Origin of the sequence: Nitrobacter winogradskyi Nb-255 (assembly GCF_000012725.1) — a bacterium.
GTDB lineage: Bacteria > Pseudomonadota > Alphaproteobacteria > Rhizobiales > Xanthobacteraceae > Nitrobacter > Nitrobacter winogradskyi.
Window position 1 is genome coordinate 3,092,654 of the sequence record NC_007406.1, and the last position, 18,503, is coordinate 3,111,156.

An 18,503-nucleotide genomic window follows, 5' to 3' on the forward strand; every position below is an offset into this window, starting at 1 on the left:
TCTCATCGACACGTTGGCAAGCTGGTGAACGGCATGATCGCCAACGGCTATGACCGCGATTTCGCCGAGCGGACATTCTCGCAAATCGAAGGTTTCGGCAGCTACGGGTTTCCGGAATCGTATGCCGCGTCATTCGCGCTTCTGGCCTACGCCTCCTCCTGGCTGAAATGCCATCACCCGGATGTCTTCTGCGCGGCTCTGCTCAATGCGCAACCGATGGGATTCTGCGCGCCTGCTCAGATCGTGCGCGACGCGAAGGAGCATGGCGTTGAGGTGCATCCGGTATGCGTCAATGCCTCGCGATGGGACTGCACACTGGAGATGACCGGCTGTGAAGATCGTTTCGCGGTTCGGCTTGGCATGCGCATGGTGAAAGGACTCGCCAATGCCGACGCCGCCGCGATCATCGCCACGCGAGGGGAAGCGCCCTTCATATCGGTGGACGACCTGTCGCGGCGGGCGTCGGTGCCGGCCGCGTCGCTCGTACAATTGGCTGACGCCGATGCGTTTCGAGAATCCTTGGGGTTGCCGCGGCGCGACGCCTTATGGGCGATCAGGGCGCTGCGCGATACGCCCCTGCCGCTGTTCGCGGCCGCCGCCCGCCGCGAGGCCGCGACCGTCCCGGAAATCCGCGAGCCCGCCGTCGCGCTGCGTCCGATGACCGCCGGCGCCGAGGTGGTCGAAGACTATGGACACGTCGGTCTGACCCTGCGCCATCATCCGGTCAGCTTCCTGCGGGGCGATCTCGCCCGACGCCGCATCGTGCCCTGCGCCGAGGCGATGGCCGCCCGCGACGGTCGCTGGTGTGAGGCTGCCGGCATTGTCCTGGTACGACAGATGCCCGGCAGCGCAAAAGGCGTGATGTTCATCACCATCGAGGACGAGACCGGGATTGCCAACGTCGTGGTCTGGCCCAAGGTCTTTGAGCAGAACCGGCGCACCATCCTGTCCGCCGGCATGATCGGCATCCGCGGGCGGATTCAGCGCGAAGGCGACGTCGTCCACCTCGTGGCGCATCAGCTTGCCGACCTGTCGGCGGCGCTGGCCAGCGTCGGCGAGCGCAATGGCGAATTCTCCGTGCCGCATGGCCGTGGCGACGAGGCACGGCACGGCGGCTCCGGTCCCGATCCGCGTGAACTTCCGCCGCGCGGAATGCGGGCGCGGAATTTCTATGACCCCTTATGCCGAACTCGGCATAAAGGATCTTATCCCGAGTCGGAGACTATGCCGATCAAGCTGCCTAAACCACGGGACTTTCGGTAAAAACGCCGCCGCGGCTCGGCATAGTAACGGTGTTCGCGGTCGCGAATGTCTCAGTTGGGGTGGATTCCCGCCCGACCGCTTCTTGGCAGACCACGCAATAAAGCGGACGTCCAATTGATCGCATTAGGCCGGATCGACATTCACGGCAGCCAGATCAGGGCTGCGGCCAGGTGAACGAAGCCCGTGAAGTGAACGGTTCGCCTGTCGTAGCGGGTGGCGAAACGGCGGAAGTGCTTGAGACGGTTGAAGCAGCGCTCGATGCGGTTGCGGTGCTTGTAGAGACCGGCGTCATGCGGGATGATGATTTTGCGCGTCCTGTTTGAGGGGATCACCGCTTCGGCGCCCATGCCGGCGATGAGTGCACGCAAGGCGTTGCTGTCATAAGCCTTGTCGGCCAGCACGGCGTCCCCGGCCTGGGCTTCGAGCAGCGCGGGGGCTTGTGTGATGTCTCCGACCTGCCCGGCGGTGACGATGAAACGCAAGGGTCGGCCCAGCGCATCGGCGAGCATGTGGACCTTGGTGGTCAGTCCACCTCGGGAACGCCCCAGCGCCTGATCCTTGGCCCCCCTTTTCCGGTAGCCGCCTGCTGATGGGCTCGAACGATGGTTGAGTCGAGCATCAGATACTGGTTGTCGCGATCGGCTGTCAGGGTGGAGAACACCCGTTCCCACACACCGGCATGGCACCACCTGCTGAACCGCCGATGCACCGTCTTCCAGCGACCATAGCGCTCCGGCAGGTCACACCAGTGCGCGCCGGATCGCAGCACCCACAGGCAGCCGTTCACAAACAACCGATTATCCGATCCCGTCCGTCCCGGATCAGAGGCCTTGCCTGGCAGCAACGGTGCAATCTTCGCCCACTGATGATCGCTCAGCTCATACCGCTTGATCCCCATCGTGCAGCTCCGTGTCAGAATCACGGAACCCTATGAATCAGCGATCAGACCGCCTGGGAATCCTGAATGTCGATCCGACCTAGCGGAGAGCGTGGCGGAAGGCTTCAGCAATGCGGCGGGAACTGATAACCGAATAGGAGCGAATTCTTGAAAGGCTGCCGAGGGATTGCGACTTTCCACACTCGCGAGTGCAGGCTATGCGGATTAAGCCGACAACAGTAGTTTTGCGGAATTGTACAGACCACCGGCCGCTTGGTCGCACCGCCGACGACAGTTTTTGAATTTAGGGGGACGAATGTCGGATCAAGCGTTGGACGCATTGTCGGAGGCAATTAGTGAAGAACGGCCGGTGATCTTGGTCGCTGGCCAGGCGTTTGGCGCATCCGATACGCATGGCGAAGCAATTCTCAATGGATTTCTGGATCGACTTGGGAGAAAAGCTCAGACCGGCGGCTGGCGGGTCGCTCTAACCGACCCGGTAACGGATGCTGACATGGCATGGTTGTCCGAACGATTTGATCGCCATGTCCCTTCAGAGTCGACACTTCGAGTGTTTGATTTGCCGTGGAGTGCCGTATTTACCTCTTCGATCGACCCACGTTTCGCAGGGAGGTTCGAGACAAGAGGACGTCAGCCCGAGGCAGTCCTATCTCGCGGAGCATATGCCCGTGTTTCACGAAGCCGTTCTCGTCCGCCAGTCTACTACCTTTTTGGTCGCGCCAACGAAACGGTTTCTGACGCAAGGCCCCCGAAGACCAAAGCGGATCTGCTTCGCAGATCGCAAAATCATGCCAGTGAACTCCTGAACCGACTTGCTGAAACTGCAACCGCTCGCGGTTTGGTTGTGATCGCCGGGTTTGATCCCGCGCGAGATTGGCTCGATGTCGATGCGCTACTAGCGACATTGTCGGATCAGGCCGGTGTCCGAGCAATATGGTTCGGAGCACCGCAACGCCTCGATTCCGTTGTTGCGGATGAGATGATCGCGCAAGGTTCCCTCATCACTACGCAAACAACCGTTGCTGCGGCGCTCGCTTCCCTTGACCTTCAAGGGCGTATCAACATGGTTGGGGCTGCCGCTCCTGATGAGCCCGGCATAGTCACTACGAGCGCCGGCATTCTCGATATCACCCCCCAGCTGCGACTGCGTGTTGAGGCCTCTGCAAGAATCGTCGACGACGCTTGGACAGAGCATCCCGAGCCGCTCGAGGTCTCTGAATTCCACGAAGCATTTAGAAAATTCCACGGAGACCTGGGTGGCTTTCGTGGGATGATGGAGGGCGTTGCTAGGGAGTTCGCTATCCAGCGTTCGTTCGAGACCGAATTGTGGAAGGCGATCGAGGCAGCAATTCGACAGCCCCAAGAGTCCGATAGCCTTGTGGTGCTCCACGGACAATCGGGGACTGGAAAAAGTGTTTCCCTTGCTCGGTTGGCTTGGAAATTACGTCGAGATCTCGCGCTACCGGTTCTTGTGGCTGCCGGTCGACTGCCAACGCCCACCGACGTCGATGCTTTTTGCTCGGCGGCAGAACGAACAGGTTCTCCGGTTACGATAGTCGTTTGCGACGCAAATCAGTCGCCCTGGCGCTATCGAGATCTAGCAGCAGCTCTTCAAAGCCGCGGAAGGCGCGTTGTTGTTGTTGGATCGAGTTATCGAATCGAGGAACATTCCCGGCAGGGCTTCCGCCGCTGTGTGGAGGCGCCAGCCACGCTTTCGGCAGCTGAGTCGAGAGACTTAGAGAAAGTCGTAGCTCGCTTTTCATCAACCCAATCGGCGAGTGAGGCTTCTCCGCCAGAAGGATGGAACGCGCTTGCTTGGCTTTACAGACATCTATCTGCGGGACGGCAGCGGATTGCAGCCGGTATCAGCAGCGAGGCGCGTTTCGCCGAGAGCGCAGTGCGGGAACGAGCGCGAAGCGCTCCTCGTGCATCTGGACGATCTGCTCTGGCGGATCAGCTAATCGCTGCAGGCATCGCGGAAGAATCCACTCAGCTATTCGACAACGATGAGGCTCTCGCTGCCACCGGTGAGGACGCTGCTGCACGCCTTATCGACTTAGTTATGGTCGCCGGCCGGTTGAGCTGTCCGGTTCCTCTCAACCTGCTGATGCGAGTTATCAGCGACAGGTCTGACGGTCTCGGCGTCGAGGGAGTAGCTCATCTATTTCAGGACCTGGATTTGTTCAGATGGCGGGCGGCAGACGCGGAAGGAACCGAGCTCTTGATCTCGCCGCGGCTACAGCTCGAAGCCGAACTTATTTGCCAGCGTCGGCTTGCTGATCCATCTCGCGAAATTGACTGTCTTATAGAGCTTATAAAGGGTGTTAGGCCCAGCGGGGTTGATCGGAACATAGAGAGGACCTTCGTTCTCGACCTTTTACAGAAGCTCGACCGCGATGGCCCCCGCGGTCAGGCATACCGACGCGGGTACCTAAGGTTTGCAGACGCACTCGAAGACCTTCGAAAGAAGGCTGGGGTTCGCGATGCCTCACTAATGCTTCGCGAATGCGTATTCCGACGCCAAGCCATATTCTCTCTGGACGGGTACAACTCAACCGAGGAAATGGACGAGGATGCAAGATTAATGGTTCTCGATGCGGCTCGTGCGGTAGTTGAAGAAGCCCTTCGGCTTATTGATCTGGGTGAGTTGCACGCCGGGAAACGCAACAGGGTAAACCTTATCGTCGAACGTGCCTCGATCTATGGCTACCTTGCTGTTCAGCGGACCAATTCCGGAGGCAATGCATTGTGGGCGGACTATTTGGCTGCTCGAACTGCCAGTGCGCGCGCCACGGCTATGAGTGATGACTATCACCCGTTCGATGTGGCTCTTTGGACCTCTTGTGACGTGTTGCGCGGCGCGACGCTATCCGACGAGCAACGGGCCGAGCTGTTATCGGATCTCTATTCGACTATGGACCTAGCCGATGGAATGGACTTCAGATCGGATCAACGGATTCGCTATCTTGAGAGGCGTGTTCGCCGTCAGCACGCATGAGACAAATTGAGGGACTTTCCGAAGGGAGGATTTCTGGTTCATCGTAGCCGCAAAGAGCGAAGATGAAGCAGAAATCCGGACCAGGCAAAGCGCCGGCAGAACAGGTGCTGAAGGACATCCGACGGCAGACGCGCCGGCATTATTCGGCGGAGGAGAAGATCCGTATCGTGCTGGAAGGACTGCGCGGCGAGGAGAACATCTCCGAGCTTTGCCGCCGCGAAGGCATCGCCGCCTCGATGTATTACGGTTGGTCCAAGGAGTTCCTGGAAGCCGGCAAGCGCCGGTTGGCGGGCGACACGGCACGTGCCGCAACCTCTGGCGAGGTGAAAGATCTTCGTCGGGAAGCCTCGGCGTTGAAGGAAGTCGTCGCCGATCTCACCCTGGAGAACCGTCTGCTAAAAAAAAGCATGAACGGGGATGGGGAGAACGAGGCATGAGGTATCCTGCGTCCGAGAAAGCCGAGATCATCGCGTTGGTGGAGCAGTCGCATTTGCCGGCCAAACGCACGCTGGACAAGCTCGGCATCCCCCGCGCCACGTTTTATAGATGGTACGATCGCTACCGCGCGGGCGGCATTGAGGCCCTGGCAGATCACCGCTCTCGACCGGATCGGGTCTGGAATCGTATCCCGGATGACGTCCGCGGCCAGATCATCGACCTGGCATTGGAGCTTCCGGAACTATCGCCGCGAGAGCTCGCCGTGCGGTTTACCGACGAGAGAAAGTACTTTGTCTCGGAGGCTTCGGTCTATCGGCTGCTGAAGGCGCACGACCTCATCACCAGTCCGGCCTATGTAGTGATCAAGGCGGCGAACGAGTTCAAGGACAAGACCACCGCCGCCAACCAGCTCTGGCAGACCGACTTCACCTACCTGAAGATCACCGGCTGGGGCTGGTACTATCTATCGACGGTGCTCGACGACTTCTCGCGCTACATCGTCGCCTGGAGGTTAGGTCCCACGATGTGTGCCTCCGACGTCACGGCTACGCTCGATCAGGCACTGGCCGCCTCTGGTCTGGATCACGTCAGCGTCAGGCAGCGGCCCCGGCTTCTCAGCGACAATGGTTCGAGTTACGTCGCGGATGATCTGGCCACGTGGCTCAGGGCCAAGGACATGCAGCATGTGCGCGGAGCGCCGTATCATCCTCAGACTCAGGGCAAGATCGAGCGTTGGCATCAAACGTTGAAGAACCGCATCCTGCTTGAGAACTACTATTTACCGGACGACCTCAAACGTCAGGTCGCCGCGTTCGTCGAACACTATAATCATGACCGCTACCACGAGAGCATCGGCAACGTTACACCTGCCGACGTCTACTTCGGCAGGGCTGAGACAATCCTCGCCGAACGACACCGCATCAAGCGCGACACCATCGCAAACCGTCGCTTGCAGCATCAGCTGCAGGCCGCTTAAACTCTAACCACAGATGAACCAGAGCCTCTCTTCTAGAAATGTCTGATCAGTCTCAAATTATCTGACGACGGACAGGGGTGTCCGTCGTCAGATGAATTGAGACTGTTCCGGGGTCACGGGAACGGAGGTTCTGGCTCATCTGGGTTTGAGGTTAGGCGGCCTGCAGGTGATGCTGCAAGCGTCTTTGGTGGATGGTCTGGCGTTTGATCCTTTCGCGTTCGGTGAGGATGGTCTGCCCGCGGCCGAAGTAGACGTCAGCGGGCGTGAGATTATCGATGCTCTCGTGATAGCGGCCGTGATTGTAGTGCTCGACGAAGGCCGCGACCTGCCGTTCAAGGTCGCCGGGCAGATAGTAGTTTTCCAGCAGGATGCGGTTCTTCAGGGTCTGATGCCAGCGCTCGATCTTGCCCTGCGTCTGGGGATGATACGGCGCGCCGCGAACGTGTTTCATGCCCTTGCCGTCGAGCCAGGTAGCGAGTTCGGCCGAGATGTATGAGGCGCCGTTGTCGCTCAACAGCCTCGGCCGATGCGCGACCGTGATCTGGTCGAGCCCCGATGCCGCCAGAGCCAGATCGAGCGTGGCGGTGACGTCATCCGCCCGCATCGTGGCGCAGAGCTTCCAGGCGACGATGAAGCGGGAGAAGTCGTCGAGCACGGTCGAGAGATAATACCAGCCCCAACCCGTGATCTTCAGGTAGGTGAAGTCGGTTTGCCAGAGCTGGTTGGGCGCTGTCGTCTTGTCCTTGAACTCAGACGCCGCCTTGATGACGATATAGGCTGGGCTGGTGATGAGATCATGAGCCTTCAGCAGCCGATATACCGACGCCTCCGAGACAAAGTAGCGCTTCTCGTCGGTGAAGCGCACCGCCAGCTCGCGCGGGCTCAGCTCCGTTTCGCGCAGCGCCAGCTCGACGATCTCGGCCCGGATTGGGTCAGGAATCCGGTTCCAGACACGATCCGGCCGCGAGCGATGATCGGCCAGAGCCTCGATCCCACCGGTGAGATAGCGATCGTACCAGCGATAGAACGTGGCGCGCGGGATGCCGAGCTTGTCCAGGGTTCGCCGTGCCGGCAGATGCGAGGCCTCGACCAGGCGAATGATCTCGGCCTTTTCGGATGCAGGATACCTCATGTGTCGTCCTCCCCATCCGCGAGCATGCTTTTTTTCAGCAGGCGGTTTTCCAGGGTGAGATCGGCCACGGCCTCCTTCAGGGCCTGCGCCTCACGGCGCAGCTCTTTCACCTCGTCCGACGTCGCGGCGCGGGCCGTGTCACCAGCGAGACGGCGCTTGCCGGCGTCGAGGAACTCCTTCGACCAGCCGTAATACATCGACGAGGCGATCCCCTCGCGCCGACACAGCTCGGCGATGCTCTCCTCGCCGCGCACGCCTTCCAGCACGATGCGGATCTTCTCTTCAGCCGAGAACTGCCGGCGCGTTGCCCGGCGGATGTCCTTCACGACCTGCTCTGCCGGTGCTTTCTCCGGCCCGGATTTCTGTCTCATCTGCGCTCCAAATTGGCTGCGATGATCCAGAAATCCTCCCTTCCCGAAAACCCCTAAACTGTCTCAAGAGCCCTGACGGCGGACAACCGCAAAAAGCCGCACGAAAACCCGCAAAGAAGGCGGCAGCAGCCCGCTCAAAAGCACCGCAACAGCCGACGCCCTGACCTCATCAAGGCCAGCGGCAATCAATGCGTTGTCGCTGCCCTGCACTCTTTACAAGGCGTGTTCGCGCGCTCGATCGCTGTGTCGGGCAACTACTGCGCAAGTTCCTCAGCGCTCGGGATATCGATGATCTCGTGCCAATGCTTGATCAGTTTCTGATAGCCACGTCGACCCAGTGCTCGAACTTCGCCCAGGTGGTGGTGATCCGGCCGATCTCGACGAGCGTCGATTCGTGGAGATCGCGTTGCGGATGGCGCGCCATCTTGGTTCTCCGTCCCATCCGGGCAGTCGAAATGGAAGATCAGGCCGGTGGTGCGGCTCGCGACATCGGAAGGCGAAAGCCAGGATAGACAAACGACCGGCTGATCGTGTTGCAGTCCGCTTCCGAGAGTCCCTCGCGCCGCGCGACCTCGTACCACTTGTTTCGAACCTGCTCCTCCATGTCCGACACGATTTTTTCGGCTTGGTCTTTTTCGAGCAGGAATCGCATGCTTTGCGAGACAATATTCTCGGCGTTGGCGTAGCGGCCTGCGTCGCCGCAGATCATCGCGAGATCGCGCCGCTCCTCGCTGATCAACGGCGTCGGTGTGAGATCGTACGCAGGCGAGAGCTTCCAATCCGGCGTCATCGCCACGGCCGCATGATTGCGTGGGTGATCATCGGTGTTGGAGATCAATGCGTTGAAGCACATCCTGCGGAACAATTCAGCAGCGTCGGCACGCGGGTTGGCAGAAATTCGCCGCAGCTCTTCGACCAGCAGAACGTAGGACCACCGGTCGCGCGTATCGTGCCCCTCTTCGGCACGAAGGAGTGTCAGGCCGCTGAGCATGCGGGCGCGGAGATAGCCGCCTTGAGTCTGTTCACGATCAAAGCGCTTGACCATGAGAACGTCCCGGCCGCCGACGACGATCACCTTGCTCTCCGCCGTTGTGACACCGCATGCCCGTGCGAGCACGAGCATCGCGTGCTCAGCGCGAGCGCTGTTCCATTTGTCGTCCTTCCTGTTGAACTTGGCGATCCATAGTCCGTCGGTGTCCTCGACGACGGCCTTTGGCCGCGCACCGCCCATCGACGTGACGACCAGCAACAACTCCTCGACCTGAGCGGCTTCGGCGTCGTCTGGGCGATCTTCTTCATCGACGATTGCGTCGGCGATCTTCTGCAGGCGAGGAAGGCTCAGGGTCTTGTTGAAATCGCGCTTCGGCGCCGGAGGCTGCTGATTCAGTCCGAAGCCGAGCGCGCCCGCGCGGTCGTCGGGTGAGTGCAGCAGGTAGTCCATCTCGTTGAGTTGGGCGGCACCGACATGTCGCTCGATCACGCGTCGACCCCAATAGTCCGGTCCAGCGTCGCGCAGCGCACCGAACAGGCCTTTCATGCCGACTGTTTCGTAGGTCTGGCCGGCAAGCCTGAGTTCGATCGGATCAATGGGGACGGCTTCGGCGCGCGCGAGATAGCTGCGGCCGTAGACCAGCCTGCCGATCGCAACGTCGCGCCTGTCCTTGGTGAGCTCAAACCGCGCCGCGGTGACGGGCGCGGTCTGGCCAGGCAAGGTGATGTAGACGAAGCATTCCGTCGGAGTGACCCTAGAAATCATTGTCCAATCCCTTCGGGCTGCGGGCGTGAACACGATCCTGGATCAAGGCGAGACGCTGGCCCTCCTCATCGAAGCGCGGATCGGCTGCATCACCGAGGCGGTCAATCAGGCCGTAGGCCCACAGCAAGCCCGCATACACACCGACCTGCGTCGAGACCTTGCCCTTCTCGGCGTCCAGGATGGCACGTCGGCCGGTCCCGATCTTGGCGGCAGTGGCGTCGACGGTCAGGTTGCGGCGCAGGCGCGCAGTCCGCAGATCGGCACCCAGCTTCTTCAGGGCTCGATCAACCTCAAAGGGGGGTGCCTGGACGAGGCTATTCTTGGCAGTCATAGGCTCTTAAGGGCTCCAAATCCAGGTTTTCGTGCTCTTAAGAGCATATAGGAGGCAGATCCTTAACGACAAGTGCCTGATGCTCTTAAGAGCATGAAAAGGCCCATCAGTGCTCTTAAGAGCACTTCATTCAACGTAGGGGCAGGCCACGCCATCTCCGAATCGCAGGATGGCGTGGACTCCAGACGCTCCCAGAGTCAATATCTTGTGGAAAAAGAATCACATTGATCCAAATATTGCGAAACTCTGATGAGTTTCCTATCTGGGTTCCAATCACCCTACCCCATCTCCATCATTTTTTGGGACGCGGCATGCCCATAGAACAAATCCAGTACGGGAACGACCAATGACCGCCTCCCTCACTTTCTTCCCTGTCTCCAACGGAGACATGGTCCTGATGTGCCTCGACAATGGTCAGCGCATCCTCATCGACATCAACATCCGCGGTAAGGCGGACGACGATGACGATGACACGCCGGACGTGGCCGAAGACCTGCGAAGTAGGCTTGAACGGGACGACCAAGGCCGCCACCCTCATAGCGACCACGTCGCGGGCCTGCGCAATCACTTTCATCTCGGCCACCGGACACCTGGGACGAAGATGATGACAAGATCCTGATCCGCGAGATGTGGTCGTCGCCCGTCGTGTTCCGCCGCGCCGGCGCCAACGGCGAGTCGCTCTGCGAGGATGCCAAAGCCTGGCAAAAGGAAGCACGGCGGCGCGTCGCGCTCTTCCGCGAGAACGGGTTTTCGACGGAGGAAGGCGATCGCATCCTGATCATGGGCGAGGACATCGACGGGAAGACCGACGATATCCTCGACATCGTCATCAAGCGCGATGGAACGATCGACGCCTGCAACCGGGTGCAGGACAGCTCTTTCCAGGGGCGGTTGCTGGCTCCCCTTCCTCCGGTTGACGACGACGACGACGAGACGCTCCGGCACAATCAGTCGTCGGTCATCATCCGCTTTTCGCTGCGTGGCGGCGGCATCAGTGACCGTTGCCGCTTCCTGACCGGGGGCGACGCCGAAGTCGCGATCTGGAATCGGCTCTGGAATTTGCACAAGGCAGAGCGCGCGGACTGGTTCACCTACGATATCATGGAGACACCGCATCATTGCTCCTGGCGCAGTCTGAGCTTTGATCGCTGGAGCGAGATGGGCGAAGACGTCAAGGTCGATCCTGACGCGCGAAGCGCTCTCTCGCAGACGCGCAAGGGCGCGATCATCGTGGCGAGCTGCAAGCCCATCAAGGCAGCCGATGACAATCCGCCGCACGAGCGGGCGAAGCGCGAGTATATCGACATTCTCGACGACGATGCCGACCGGTTCTTCTGTACGGACGAATACTGGAATGACAAGAAGGTCGCCTTGGAGTTCGAGGTGAAGTCGAACGGCATCGTGCGGAAAATCGGCAAGGCATCGGCTCTCGCCGCCCCGGCTCTCGGTATCAGCGCAACCGCTTCGCAGGCCCGCCCGCATGGAACCGGGCATGGCGGGAAATGACTATCGCGGCCACGCCGAACGTTTTCTCGCAGCGGCGCTTCGTCATCCGGAGTGCCGCGGCGGCCGTCTGATATCTGTCGATGCCGGCGGCTCGCGTATCGAACTCGATCTGAACGTCGAGATGCCGCTCGCGTTCAAGGTCGATGGCGCGAGCCCGAACGGCGTTCGCGTTGTCGAGACGGTCAATGTCAGGCTCTGGCCGAGTTATCCGTGGTCATCGCCCTCGTTCTACCTGCGAATGGATTTCCCGAGGGATCTTCCCCACGTTCAGCCGGGTCCGGTGACCGAGCCGCCGCGCCCCTGCCTGATCGACGGAAACCAGCGAGAGTATTTCTTCCAGTTTGGCTTGGTTGAGCTCGGCATCTTCAACCTCGTACATCAGCTTGTCCTGTGGCTCCAGCGTGCAGCCGAAGGCACGCTGATCCATCACGGACGAGGATGGGAGCCGACCTTGCGTTGTGATCTCAACGACGTGATCGCGCTCAATGCCGAAGCTTGCCGCGCAGTCGTTGATCGCAACGGCGGATATCGGGTTCTCAAGTCCACCTTCTTCCGGAGCGGCGGGGACGGCTCGCTCGTCGACAAGCAAGGCACCACGTGGCTGGACGTCATTCGTGGCTGCGGCCTACATGCCCGAGACCGTTGATACCTTGGCCCGCCTAAAAGAGCGGGCTGCCGAACTTGGATGTAGCCGAGGGTTGGGCGTCTTTCTCGATAGTCTCGAACGCAGTTGGGAGGGCTACGTCCTCGAGGCGCCCGTTCCAATCGGAATTATTCTGTGCGCGCGCAAGCCCGAGCATTTGGTCGGATCAATATCCAATATCGAACTGCTGCCTTATCTGGTGGACATCAAGGCGCTGAAGGGACGCGCCGCACTCTTCGCGGCAGGTGACACGGAGCCCGTTGTGCCGGCCATGCAGATCGATGCGACGAATCCCGCCCTGTTACGCGACGTCTCCGGCGCTCCCGACTTTGCTCCCGTGTCGATACTGGGCTGCGGCAGCGTCGGTTCAAAGATGGCAATGCATCTCGCGCGGTCCGGCGTAACGATTGGCGCGGTCAGCGATAATGGGATGCTTCGCCCACACAACATGGCACGGCACGCGCTGGCCCGCGCGTCGTTTGCCGGTTCAAGAGCTTGCCACCGAGCTTGCGCTGCTCGGACAATCGCCCGCGGTGCACGATGGCGATCTGGTCGTCGATCTTCCCAAGAACAAGCAACGCAAAACGTTCCTGCCGAAGGAAGCGCGCTATGCTGTCAACACAACAGCATCGCTCGCCGTCCGCGAAGCTCTCTCGGTGATCGGATCGAAGCAGGCCAAGGCCCGGTTCGCTGAGGCGGCGCTCTTCGGGCGGGGCGACGGCGGTTTCTTGCTCCTAGAGGGCGTCGCTCGCAATCCAACGCTTTGCGACCTGACCGACGAGCTCAACGCCACGGTGACGGACGACCGTGTCCGCAAGCTGTTGTTTGACCCTGAATTCGGCTTGACGGAAATCCAAATCGGCCAAGGGTGCGGATCGCTCACCATGCCGATGACTGACATGCGTCTCTCAGCGATGACGGCGGCACTCACTGAAGAACTTGTCGGCCTGATGCAGGCCGATGAGGATCCGGGATGCATTGTTGTCGGAACAAGAGCTGAAGGATCATCCAACACCACCTGGACGCGCGAACGCGTCGCTCCCTTCGAGGTCGTGAGCATAGAGGGTCCGCAGGGATGGACCGTTCGGGCCTCCTCGCGTGTCATGACCAAGATCGCAGAAGAAGTGGCGCGCCATCCTGCCGTGGAGACCGGTGGAGTCCTGGTCGGCACATGTAGTGCACGACTGAGGACGATCATCGTGGTCGATTTGATCGAGGCCCCGCGGGACAGCGTGCGCTCAGCGACCCGCTTCGTGCTGGGGACCGCCGGCCTGAAAGCCGCAATCAAAGCGCGGCACCGGACCAGCGGCGGTACGCTTTTCGACGTCGGTACCTGGCACTCGCATCTGGCGGATCAAGGCCCGTCTGCGCTCGACCGAGCCACTGCCCGGCAGCTCGCGGCGGAACGGCCGCCTCCCTCCGTATTGCTGATCCAGGCTCCCACACGTCTCTACGCCCTCATGCATAATGGAGCGGCCACATGAGAGGGACTTGGCACCGCTATGGAGGCGAAGCAAGTGCGAAGGGACGGACTTGATCGACGCAGCGCCAAGTCGGTCGCGAACAACTACATCGGGCAAATGCGGGAAATCGCAAAATTTCAAATGAAATCGCGTTCGCGGGCCAAATAGCATGAAACGATTCCCTCGGGTTGTCGTCGCTGTCGGACGCGCGGCTGCCCACGCGTTCGGCGAATAGGAACGGCGACTGATTTTACAGAACTTTTCCCGACCGACGGCGACTAGGAAAGATACTGCAATGGCTGAGCAGAACGGATACTTGGCGGAGCTGGCGAAGCTCCGGGAAGCAGACAGCCAAGCCTACCTCAAGCAATGGATTGTTTGGTTGGCGGTCGGATCTGCCGCCGGAGCGGTCGCGTTGCTGTCGTTGGCCGCGCAATCGGGCAATCCCAACTACGCAATTCGCTTTCTGCTGCCATCCCTATGGGCCTTCGCAGCAGGCGTCATCTTTGCAGGGGCGAGCATCGCTCTTCTCTCCAAAAAGCTGGGAGCGATGGCAGAACACTTTGTTCATGCTTATAATCGCGCTCAGATGGAAATTAAGATCGCCGAGACGCCAGAGGTATTCGCATCCCCGCAGCACCTTGCCGACGGAGCAAACGCCGCCCGAAACAAATTGATCTCCGAACAGCATAAGGCACACGCATTCGCCGAGAAGGCGTGGGTCTCACAGACGCTGTGGAGCCGCATGTGGACAGGCTGCGTTATCGTCTCGGCCACTAGATTTATCTTTGGGATCGTGTGGCCCCTCATCCAACTCAGCTTGGGCAGAACCTTGATCCCCTGAAGGTCGCCGCGATTGAAGATCACGGCATCCGATGAACTGAGCCCGCTTGAAAATCAGAAACTTAGAGGGCGTCCTCAAAGGCCATTTGCAGCCTTTTGCTTCTTTGAGATCGCCGGGGCACTTCCTTTTGTCGAAATGGTGGCTGTCCGAGGGCTGACTTCGATTCCGGGGGCGACAAAGCTAAGCGCCATCGCGATCGCGAATAGAACTATGCCATTTCGAATAAGGTCGATAGCAGCGGAGGCTTCGTTTGCGCGGATCAGGTTGACCACCTCAAAGCCGGCGGCAGCTTCATTCATCGATTTTCGAGCGCTTTCGCCGCCGCTAGCAACTGCGTTCATAAACTTGGCGCCATAGCCGAAACGAGGCTTTGGTCGGAGACCTCTAAATCCGATTATTGCGCCGTAGAAGAAAAACACCATCGACAGGAATAGCAACGCGACAATGGTCCATTTAATCGGCGAAGCAGCCAAGCCATCGACGATTGATTTCGCAACGGCACCGCCGACCGTCAGCGCAACGGACAACGCCGCCGTAAGCTTTGAGAGTTTGTCGTCCAGCTCTTTTGCGCGCGTCCACTCTGACTCGATATATTTCTCTATGTCTTCTTCGCTCAGCGACTTAATGTCAGAGAATGACTCTTGCGCGTCGAGCGATTCAAGTTTCTTCACGATTCGACGATTGACGAAAGGCATTCTGAACGCGTCGAATAGACTCGAAAACGGGACTTTAATCATTTGCTGCCCTCCGAAGCCAACTCCATTGCGATGGCTTCCGAGATGCCACGACCGTCCCGATCCAACCAACCCCACTCACCGGTCGGATTGATTTCTATGAACCAATATCGGCCAGCAGATAACGCCAAATCAATCGCGCCATACCCGAGGCCCAGATGCCTGATTAGGGCGAGGCACCGGCGTTGCACTTCGATCGGAAGCTCATGCTCTCGATAGATAAGGTCTGTCTTCGGCGTCAGACGCCAGTCGCCTTCAATACCGCCACCTTCGACTTCGACAGTCGTGCACCAAACGTGCTCACCAATTATCGTCACACGAAGGTCGAGCTTCGGGGAAAGGAGCGCCTGACAAGCGACCGGGACCGCGTGGAAGCTTTCGTCGGCACAGTCAGACCAGTCCGTTACAATCGTATACCCGAAGTGTTGATTATCGTGGTCCGCTAGAAGAACAGTATCAATGCTCTTGACCGCGAGCTTCTGGCCGACGATGCGAGGGACATCGGCAAATCTGTCGTTTGTCACCAATGTTTCGGGCACGTCGAAACCCAGCTTGTAGGCCTCCCTCAGCTGAAATGGCTTCGATTCAGCGCGATATGTTGCGGCTGGGTTATTGAACCAGCGGGCTTCGCTGAAGAGCATCAACCCGCGCATGGCCGCAGACCATTGAGAACGATCAAGCTGCTCCTCGACCGTCAACGCCGTGCCTGGCGTATTTCTAAGAAACGTCGGCTGCCGCCACCATACCGAACGAAGGTTGGTCCCAACCTGCCAAACCTGATCGACATACCGGCAAGTGAGGCGCGCCCTCGCGGGATCCAATTGGAGGCCAACGTCGCGGAGTTGCTCCCTGTTCAATCGAAGGAAGCCAATGCCCATTGTTGACAGATGATAGCAAATACGATCGGTTGAAATATCTGCCAAGCTCGACAAAATCAGTACGTCGACATTGCCCGGCAAAACTATTCTCCTTTTTGATCTTCTCCCGTTTCGATATCATTCTTTTTGGTGGAAGGCGCGCCTCCGTTCTGGAAAGCCACGACTCCGCTCTGATTGCGCCAGACCCCCGCCGAAAAGTCGTACGTCGCATCCGTTGGCTGGCCGTTTCCGCTGGCTTGGTATTTTTTGGCTTTGCGCTGCAAAATATGCATGACGACCCCCGAAATATATTGTCCCCCGTCTTCCTCTAAACGATATCTGAAATCAGTGGGGGCACAAGCTATAGAACGTGACCGGTGTTGGACGGCGACCGGAAGAGCCAACACGTATCCTCAACATGCAGCAGTCCAGTAACGTGCGCGCCAGGAGCGAGCAAGCCTTCCGCGACAGCATCGTCATGTCACCAGAACACGCCGCGTCGTTCAAAGACGCTCATCGCTATCGTCTCGCCAGCGAAGCTCCCGCGTCATTCGCACGTCTGCGCATGCACGAATATCTGCGGGCACCTCGGAAATGGTTGGCGTCGATTAACGGACGGGTGCGCAAACGGGAAAACGAATGAGTGCAACATCGAGAGAACGGATCGTAAAAAATCGTAGAACGTTCGTGCACAGAAACTGCACACGACCCCCTTCTAACTATTTGATTTCGCGAAACTCTCCATCTGTCCGTCGTCAGATAATTTGAGACTGATCAGACATTTCTAGAAGAGAGGCTCTGGTTCATCTGTGGTTAGAGTTTAAGCGGCCTGCAGCTGATGCTGCAAGCGACGGTTTGCGATGGTGTCGCGCTTGATGCGGTGTCGTTCGGCGAGGATTGTCTCAGCCCTGCCGAAGTAGACGTCGGCAGGTGTAACGTTGCCGATGCTCTCGTGGTAGCGGTCATGATTATAGTGTTCGACGAACGCGGCGACCTGACGTTTGAGGTCGTCCGGTAAATAGTAGTTCTCAAGCAGGATGCGGTTCTTCAACGTTTGATGCCAACGCTCGATCTTGCCCTGAGTCTGAGGATGATACGGCGCTCCGCGCACATGCTGCATGTCCTTGGCCCTGAGCCACGTGGCCAGATCATCCGCGACGTAACTCGAACCATTGTCGCTGAGAAGCCGGGGCCGCTGCCTGACGCTGACGTGATCCAGACCAGAGGCGGCCAGTGCCTGATCGAGCGTAGCCGTGACGTCGGAGGCACACATCGTGGGACCTAACCTCCAGGCGACGATGTAGCGCGAGAAGTCGTCGAGCACCGTCGATAGATAGTACCAGCCCCAGCCGGTGATCTTCAGGTAGGTGAAGTCGGTCTGCCAGAGCTGGTTGGCGGCGGTGGTCTTGTCCTTGAACTCGTTCGCCGCCTTGATCACTACATAGGCCGGACTGGTGATGAGGTCGTGCGCCTTCAGCAGCCGATAGACCGAAGCCTCCGAGACAAAGTACTTTCTCTCGTCGGTAAACCGCACGGCGAGCTCTCGCGGCGATAGTTCCGGAAGCTCCAATGCCAGGTCGATGATCTGGCCGCGGACGTCATCCGGGATACGATTCCAGACCCGATCCGGTCGAGAGCGGTGATCTGCCAGGGCCTCAATGCCGCCCGCGCGGTAGCGATCGTACCATCTATAAAACGTGGCGCGGGGGATGCCGAGCTTGTCCAGCGTGCGTTTGGCCGGCAAATGCGACTGCTCCACCAACGCGATGATCTCGGCTTTCTCGGACGCAGGATACCTCATGCCTCGTTCTCCCCATCCCCGTTCATGCTTTTTTTTAGCAGACGGTTCTCCAGGGTGAGATCGGCGACGACTTCCTTCAACGCCGAGGCTTCCCGACGAAGATCTTTCACCTCGCCAGAGGTTGCGGCACGTGCCGTGTCGCCCGCCAACCGGCGCTTGCCGGCTTCCAGGAACTCCTTGGACCAACCGTAATACATCGAGGCGGCGATGCCTTCGCGGCGGCAAAGCTCGGAGATGTTCTCCTCGCCGCGCAGTCCTTCCAGCACGATACGGATCTTCTCCTCCGCCGAATAATGCCGGCGCGTCTGCCGTCGGATGTCCTTCAGCACCTGTTCTGCCGGCGCTTTGCCTGGTCCGGATTTCTGTCTCATCTGCGCTCCAAATTGGCTGCGATGATCCAGAAATCCTCCCTTCCCGAAAACTCCTAAACTGTCTCAAGAGCCCTGACGGCGGACACTCTCCATCCAATCCATCATCGGCGCAACGGAGAAA

Annotated in this window: 17 protein-coding genes and 2 pseudogenes; 9 read left to right on the forward strand and 10 right to left on the reverse strand. The window is 59.4% G+C overall.

Annotated features, from left to right (window positions below; all coding sequences use genetic code 11):
• Positions 1 to 18: 18 nt before the first annotated feature.
• A pseudogene (locus tag NWI_RS14860) lies at positions 19 to 1,263 on the forward strand (OB-fold nucleic acid binding domain-containing protein); the annotation flags it as partial.
• Between the two features lie 140 nt (positions 1,264 to 1,403).
• Here the strand turns inward: NWI_RS14860 and NWI_RS17190 are convergent.
• A protein-coding gene (locus tag NWI_RS17190; RefSeq protein ID WP_430691788.1) for an IS5 family transposase occupies positions 1,404 to 2,155 on the reverse strand; the annotation gives its coding sequence in 2 pieces (ribosomal slippage) (positions 1,404 to 1,825 and positions 1,825 to 2,155; 753 coding nt in all).
• 301 nt (positions 2,156 to 2,456) lie between these two features.
• On the opposite strand from NWI_RS17190, the gene NWI_RS17745 reads away from it, so the two are divergent.
• Both NWI_RS17745 and NWI_RS14895 read left to right on the forward strand, forming a co-directional pair.
• Positions 2,457 to 5,159 carry a hypothetical protein gene (locus NWI_RS17745; protein ID WP_187147987.1) on the forward strand — a complete coding sequence of 901 codons (2,703 nt, stop codon included), beginning with the start codon at positions 2,457 to 2,459 and terminating at the stop codon, positions 5,157 to 5,159.
• Between the two features lie 62 nt (positions 5,160 to 5,221).
• Positions 5,222 to 6,573, forward strand: a protein-coding gene (locus tag NWI_RS14895) for an IS3 family transposase (protein WP_148203862.1) whose coding sequence is annotated in 2 segments (ribosomal slippage) — positions 5,222 to 5,555 and positions 5,555 to 6,573 — 1,353 coding nt in all. Because the reading frame shifts where the segments join, the coding sequence is not laid out codon by codon here.
• Between the two features lie 151 nt (positions 6,574 to 6,724).
• Here the strand turns inward: NWI_RS14895 and NWI_RS14900 are convergent.
• From NWI_RS14900 to NWI_RS16510, 5 genes are all read right to left on the reverse strand, one after another.
• Positions 6,725 to 8,076, reverse strand: a protein-coding gene (locus tag NWI_RS14900; protein ID WP_148203761.1) for an IS3 family transposase whose coding sequence is annotated in 2 segments (ribosomal slippage) — positions 6,725 to 7,740 and positions 7,740 to 8,076 — 1,353 coding nt in all. Because the reading frame shifts where the segments join, the coding sequence is not laid out codon by codon here.
• A gap of 310 nt (positions 8,077 to 8,386) precedes the next feature.
• The gene (locus tag NWI_RS18485) at positions 8,387 to 8,518 is read right to left on the reverse strand and encodes a hypothetical protein (protein WP_283805206.1); all 132 of its coding nucleotides are present in this window, start codon (positions 8,516 to 8,518) and stop codon (positions 8,387 to 8,389) included.
• 21 nt (positions 8,519 to 8,539) lie between these two features.
• The gene (locus tag NWI_RS14910) at positions 8,540 to 9,832 is read right to left on the reverse strand and encodes a type II toxin-antitoxin system HipA family toxin (protein ID WP_011316050.1); all 1,293 of its coding nucleotides are present in this window, start codon (positions 9,830 to 9,832) and stop codon (positions 8,540 to 8,542) included.
• The gene (locus NWI_RS14915) at positions 9,822 to 10,163 is read right to left on the reverse strand and encodes a helix-turn-helix domain-containing protein (RefSeq protein WP_011316051.1); all 342 of its coding nucleotides are present in this window, start codon (positions 10,161 to 10,163) and stop codon (positions 9,822 to 9,824) included. The genes NWI_RS14910 and NWI_RS14915 overlap by 11 nt, the downstream gene beginning before the upstream one ends.
• 292 nt (positions 10,164 to 10,455) lie before the next feature.
• Entirely contained in the window at positions 10,456 to 10,737 is a 282-nt protein-coding gene (locus tag NWI_RS16510) for a hypothetical protein (RefSeq protein WP_187147988.1), read from the reverse strand.
• A gap of 53 nt (positions 10,738 to 10,790) precedes the next feature.
• Here NWI_RS16510 and NWI_RS14920 point away from each other — a divergent pair, with 53 nt between their 5' ends.
• From NWI_RS14920 to NWI_RS14935, 5 genes and pseudogenes are all read left to right on the forward strand, one after another.
• Entirely contained in the window at positions 10,791 to 11,669 is an 879-nt protein-coding gene (locus tag NWI_RS14920; RefSeq protein WP_011316053.1) for a hypothetical protein, read from the forward strand.
• Positions 11,656 to 12,315 (forward strand): hypothetical protein, encoded by a 660-nt coding sequence (locus NWI_RS14925; protein WP_187147989.1) that lies wholly within the window; start codon positions 11,656 to 11,658, stop codon positions 12,313 to 12,315. The genes NWI_RS14920 and NWI_RS14925 overlap by 14 nt, the downstream gene beginning before the upstream one ends.
• Positions 12,316 to 12,691: 376 nt before the next feature.
• A pseudogene (locus NWI_RS18625) lies at positions 12,692 to 12,775 on the forward strand (hypothetical protein); the annotation flags it as partial.
• A 16-nt stretch (positions 12,776 to 12,791) separates the two neighbouring features.
• Positions 12,792 to 13,796, forward strand: a complete 1,005-nt coding sequence (locus tag NWI_RS14930) for a Mov34/MPN/PAD-1 family protein (RefSeq protein WP_187147990.1) — start codon at positions 12,792 to 12,794, stop codon at positions 13,794 to 13,796.
• 274 nt (positions 13,797 to 14,070) lie between these two features.
• A complete protein-coding gene (locus NWI_RS14935; RefSeq protein WP_011316057.1) occupies positions 14,071 to 14,619 on the forward strand; it encodes a hypothetical protein in 549 nt (182 codons plus the stop codon).
• A 74-nt stretch (positions 14,620 to 14,693) separates the two neighbouring features.
• Here the strand turns inward: NWI_RS14935 and NWI_RS14940 are convergent, their stop codons facing one another.
• Genes NWI_RS14940 through NWI_RS14950 form a run of 3 tightly spaced genes read right to left on the reverse strand, consistent with a single transcriptional unit; the run spans position 14,694 to position 16,503 of the window.
• Positions 14,694 to 15,356: a hypothetical protein gene (locus NWI_RS14940; RefSeq protein WP_011316058.1), complete on the reverse strand. Its 663-nt coding sequence runs from the start codon at positions 15,354 to 15,356 to the stop codon at positions 14,694 to 14,696.
• On the reverse strand, positions 15,353 to 16,312 hold the full coding sequence (locus tag NWI_RS14945) for a hypothetical protein (RefSeq protein ID WP_011316059.1): 960 nt from the start codon (positions 16,310 to 16,312) through the stop codon (positions 15,353 to 15,355). Before NWI_RS14945 ends, NWI_RS14940 begins: the two co-directional genes overlap by 4 nt.
• Positions 16,313 to 16,314: 2 nt before the next feature.
• The gene (locus NWI_RS14950; RefSeq protein WP_041345175.1) at positions 16,315 to 16,503 is read right to left on the reverse strand and encodes a hypothetical protein; all 189 of its coding nucleotides are present in this window, start codon (positions 16,501 to 16,503) and stop codon (positions 16,315 to 16,317) included.
• 77 nt (positions 16,504 to 16,580) lie between these two features.
• On the opposite strand from NWI_RS14950, the gene NWI_RS14955 reads away from it, so the two are divergent.
• Entirely contained in the window at positions 16,581 to 16,853 is a 273-nt protein-coding gene (locus NWI_RS14955; RefSeq protein WP_011316060.1) for a hypothetical protein, read from the forward strand.
• 177 nt (positions 16,854 to 17,030) lie between these two features.
• On the opposite strand, the gene NWI_RS14960 is transcribed toward NWI_RS14955, so the two are convergent.
• Positions 17,031 to 18,382, reverse strand: a protein-coding gene (locus NWI_RS14960) for an IS3 family transposase (protein ID WP_148203749.1) whose coding sequence is annotated in 2 segments (ribosomal slippage) — positions 17,031 to 18,049 and positions 18,049 to 18,382 — 1,353 coding nt in all. Because the reading frame shifts where the segments join, the coding sequence is not laid out codon by codon here.
• Positions 18,383 to 18,503: the final 121 nt, after the last annotated feature.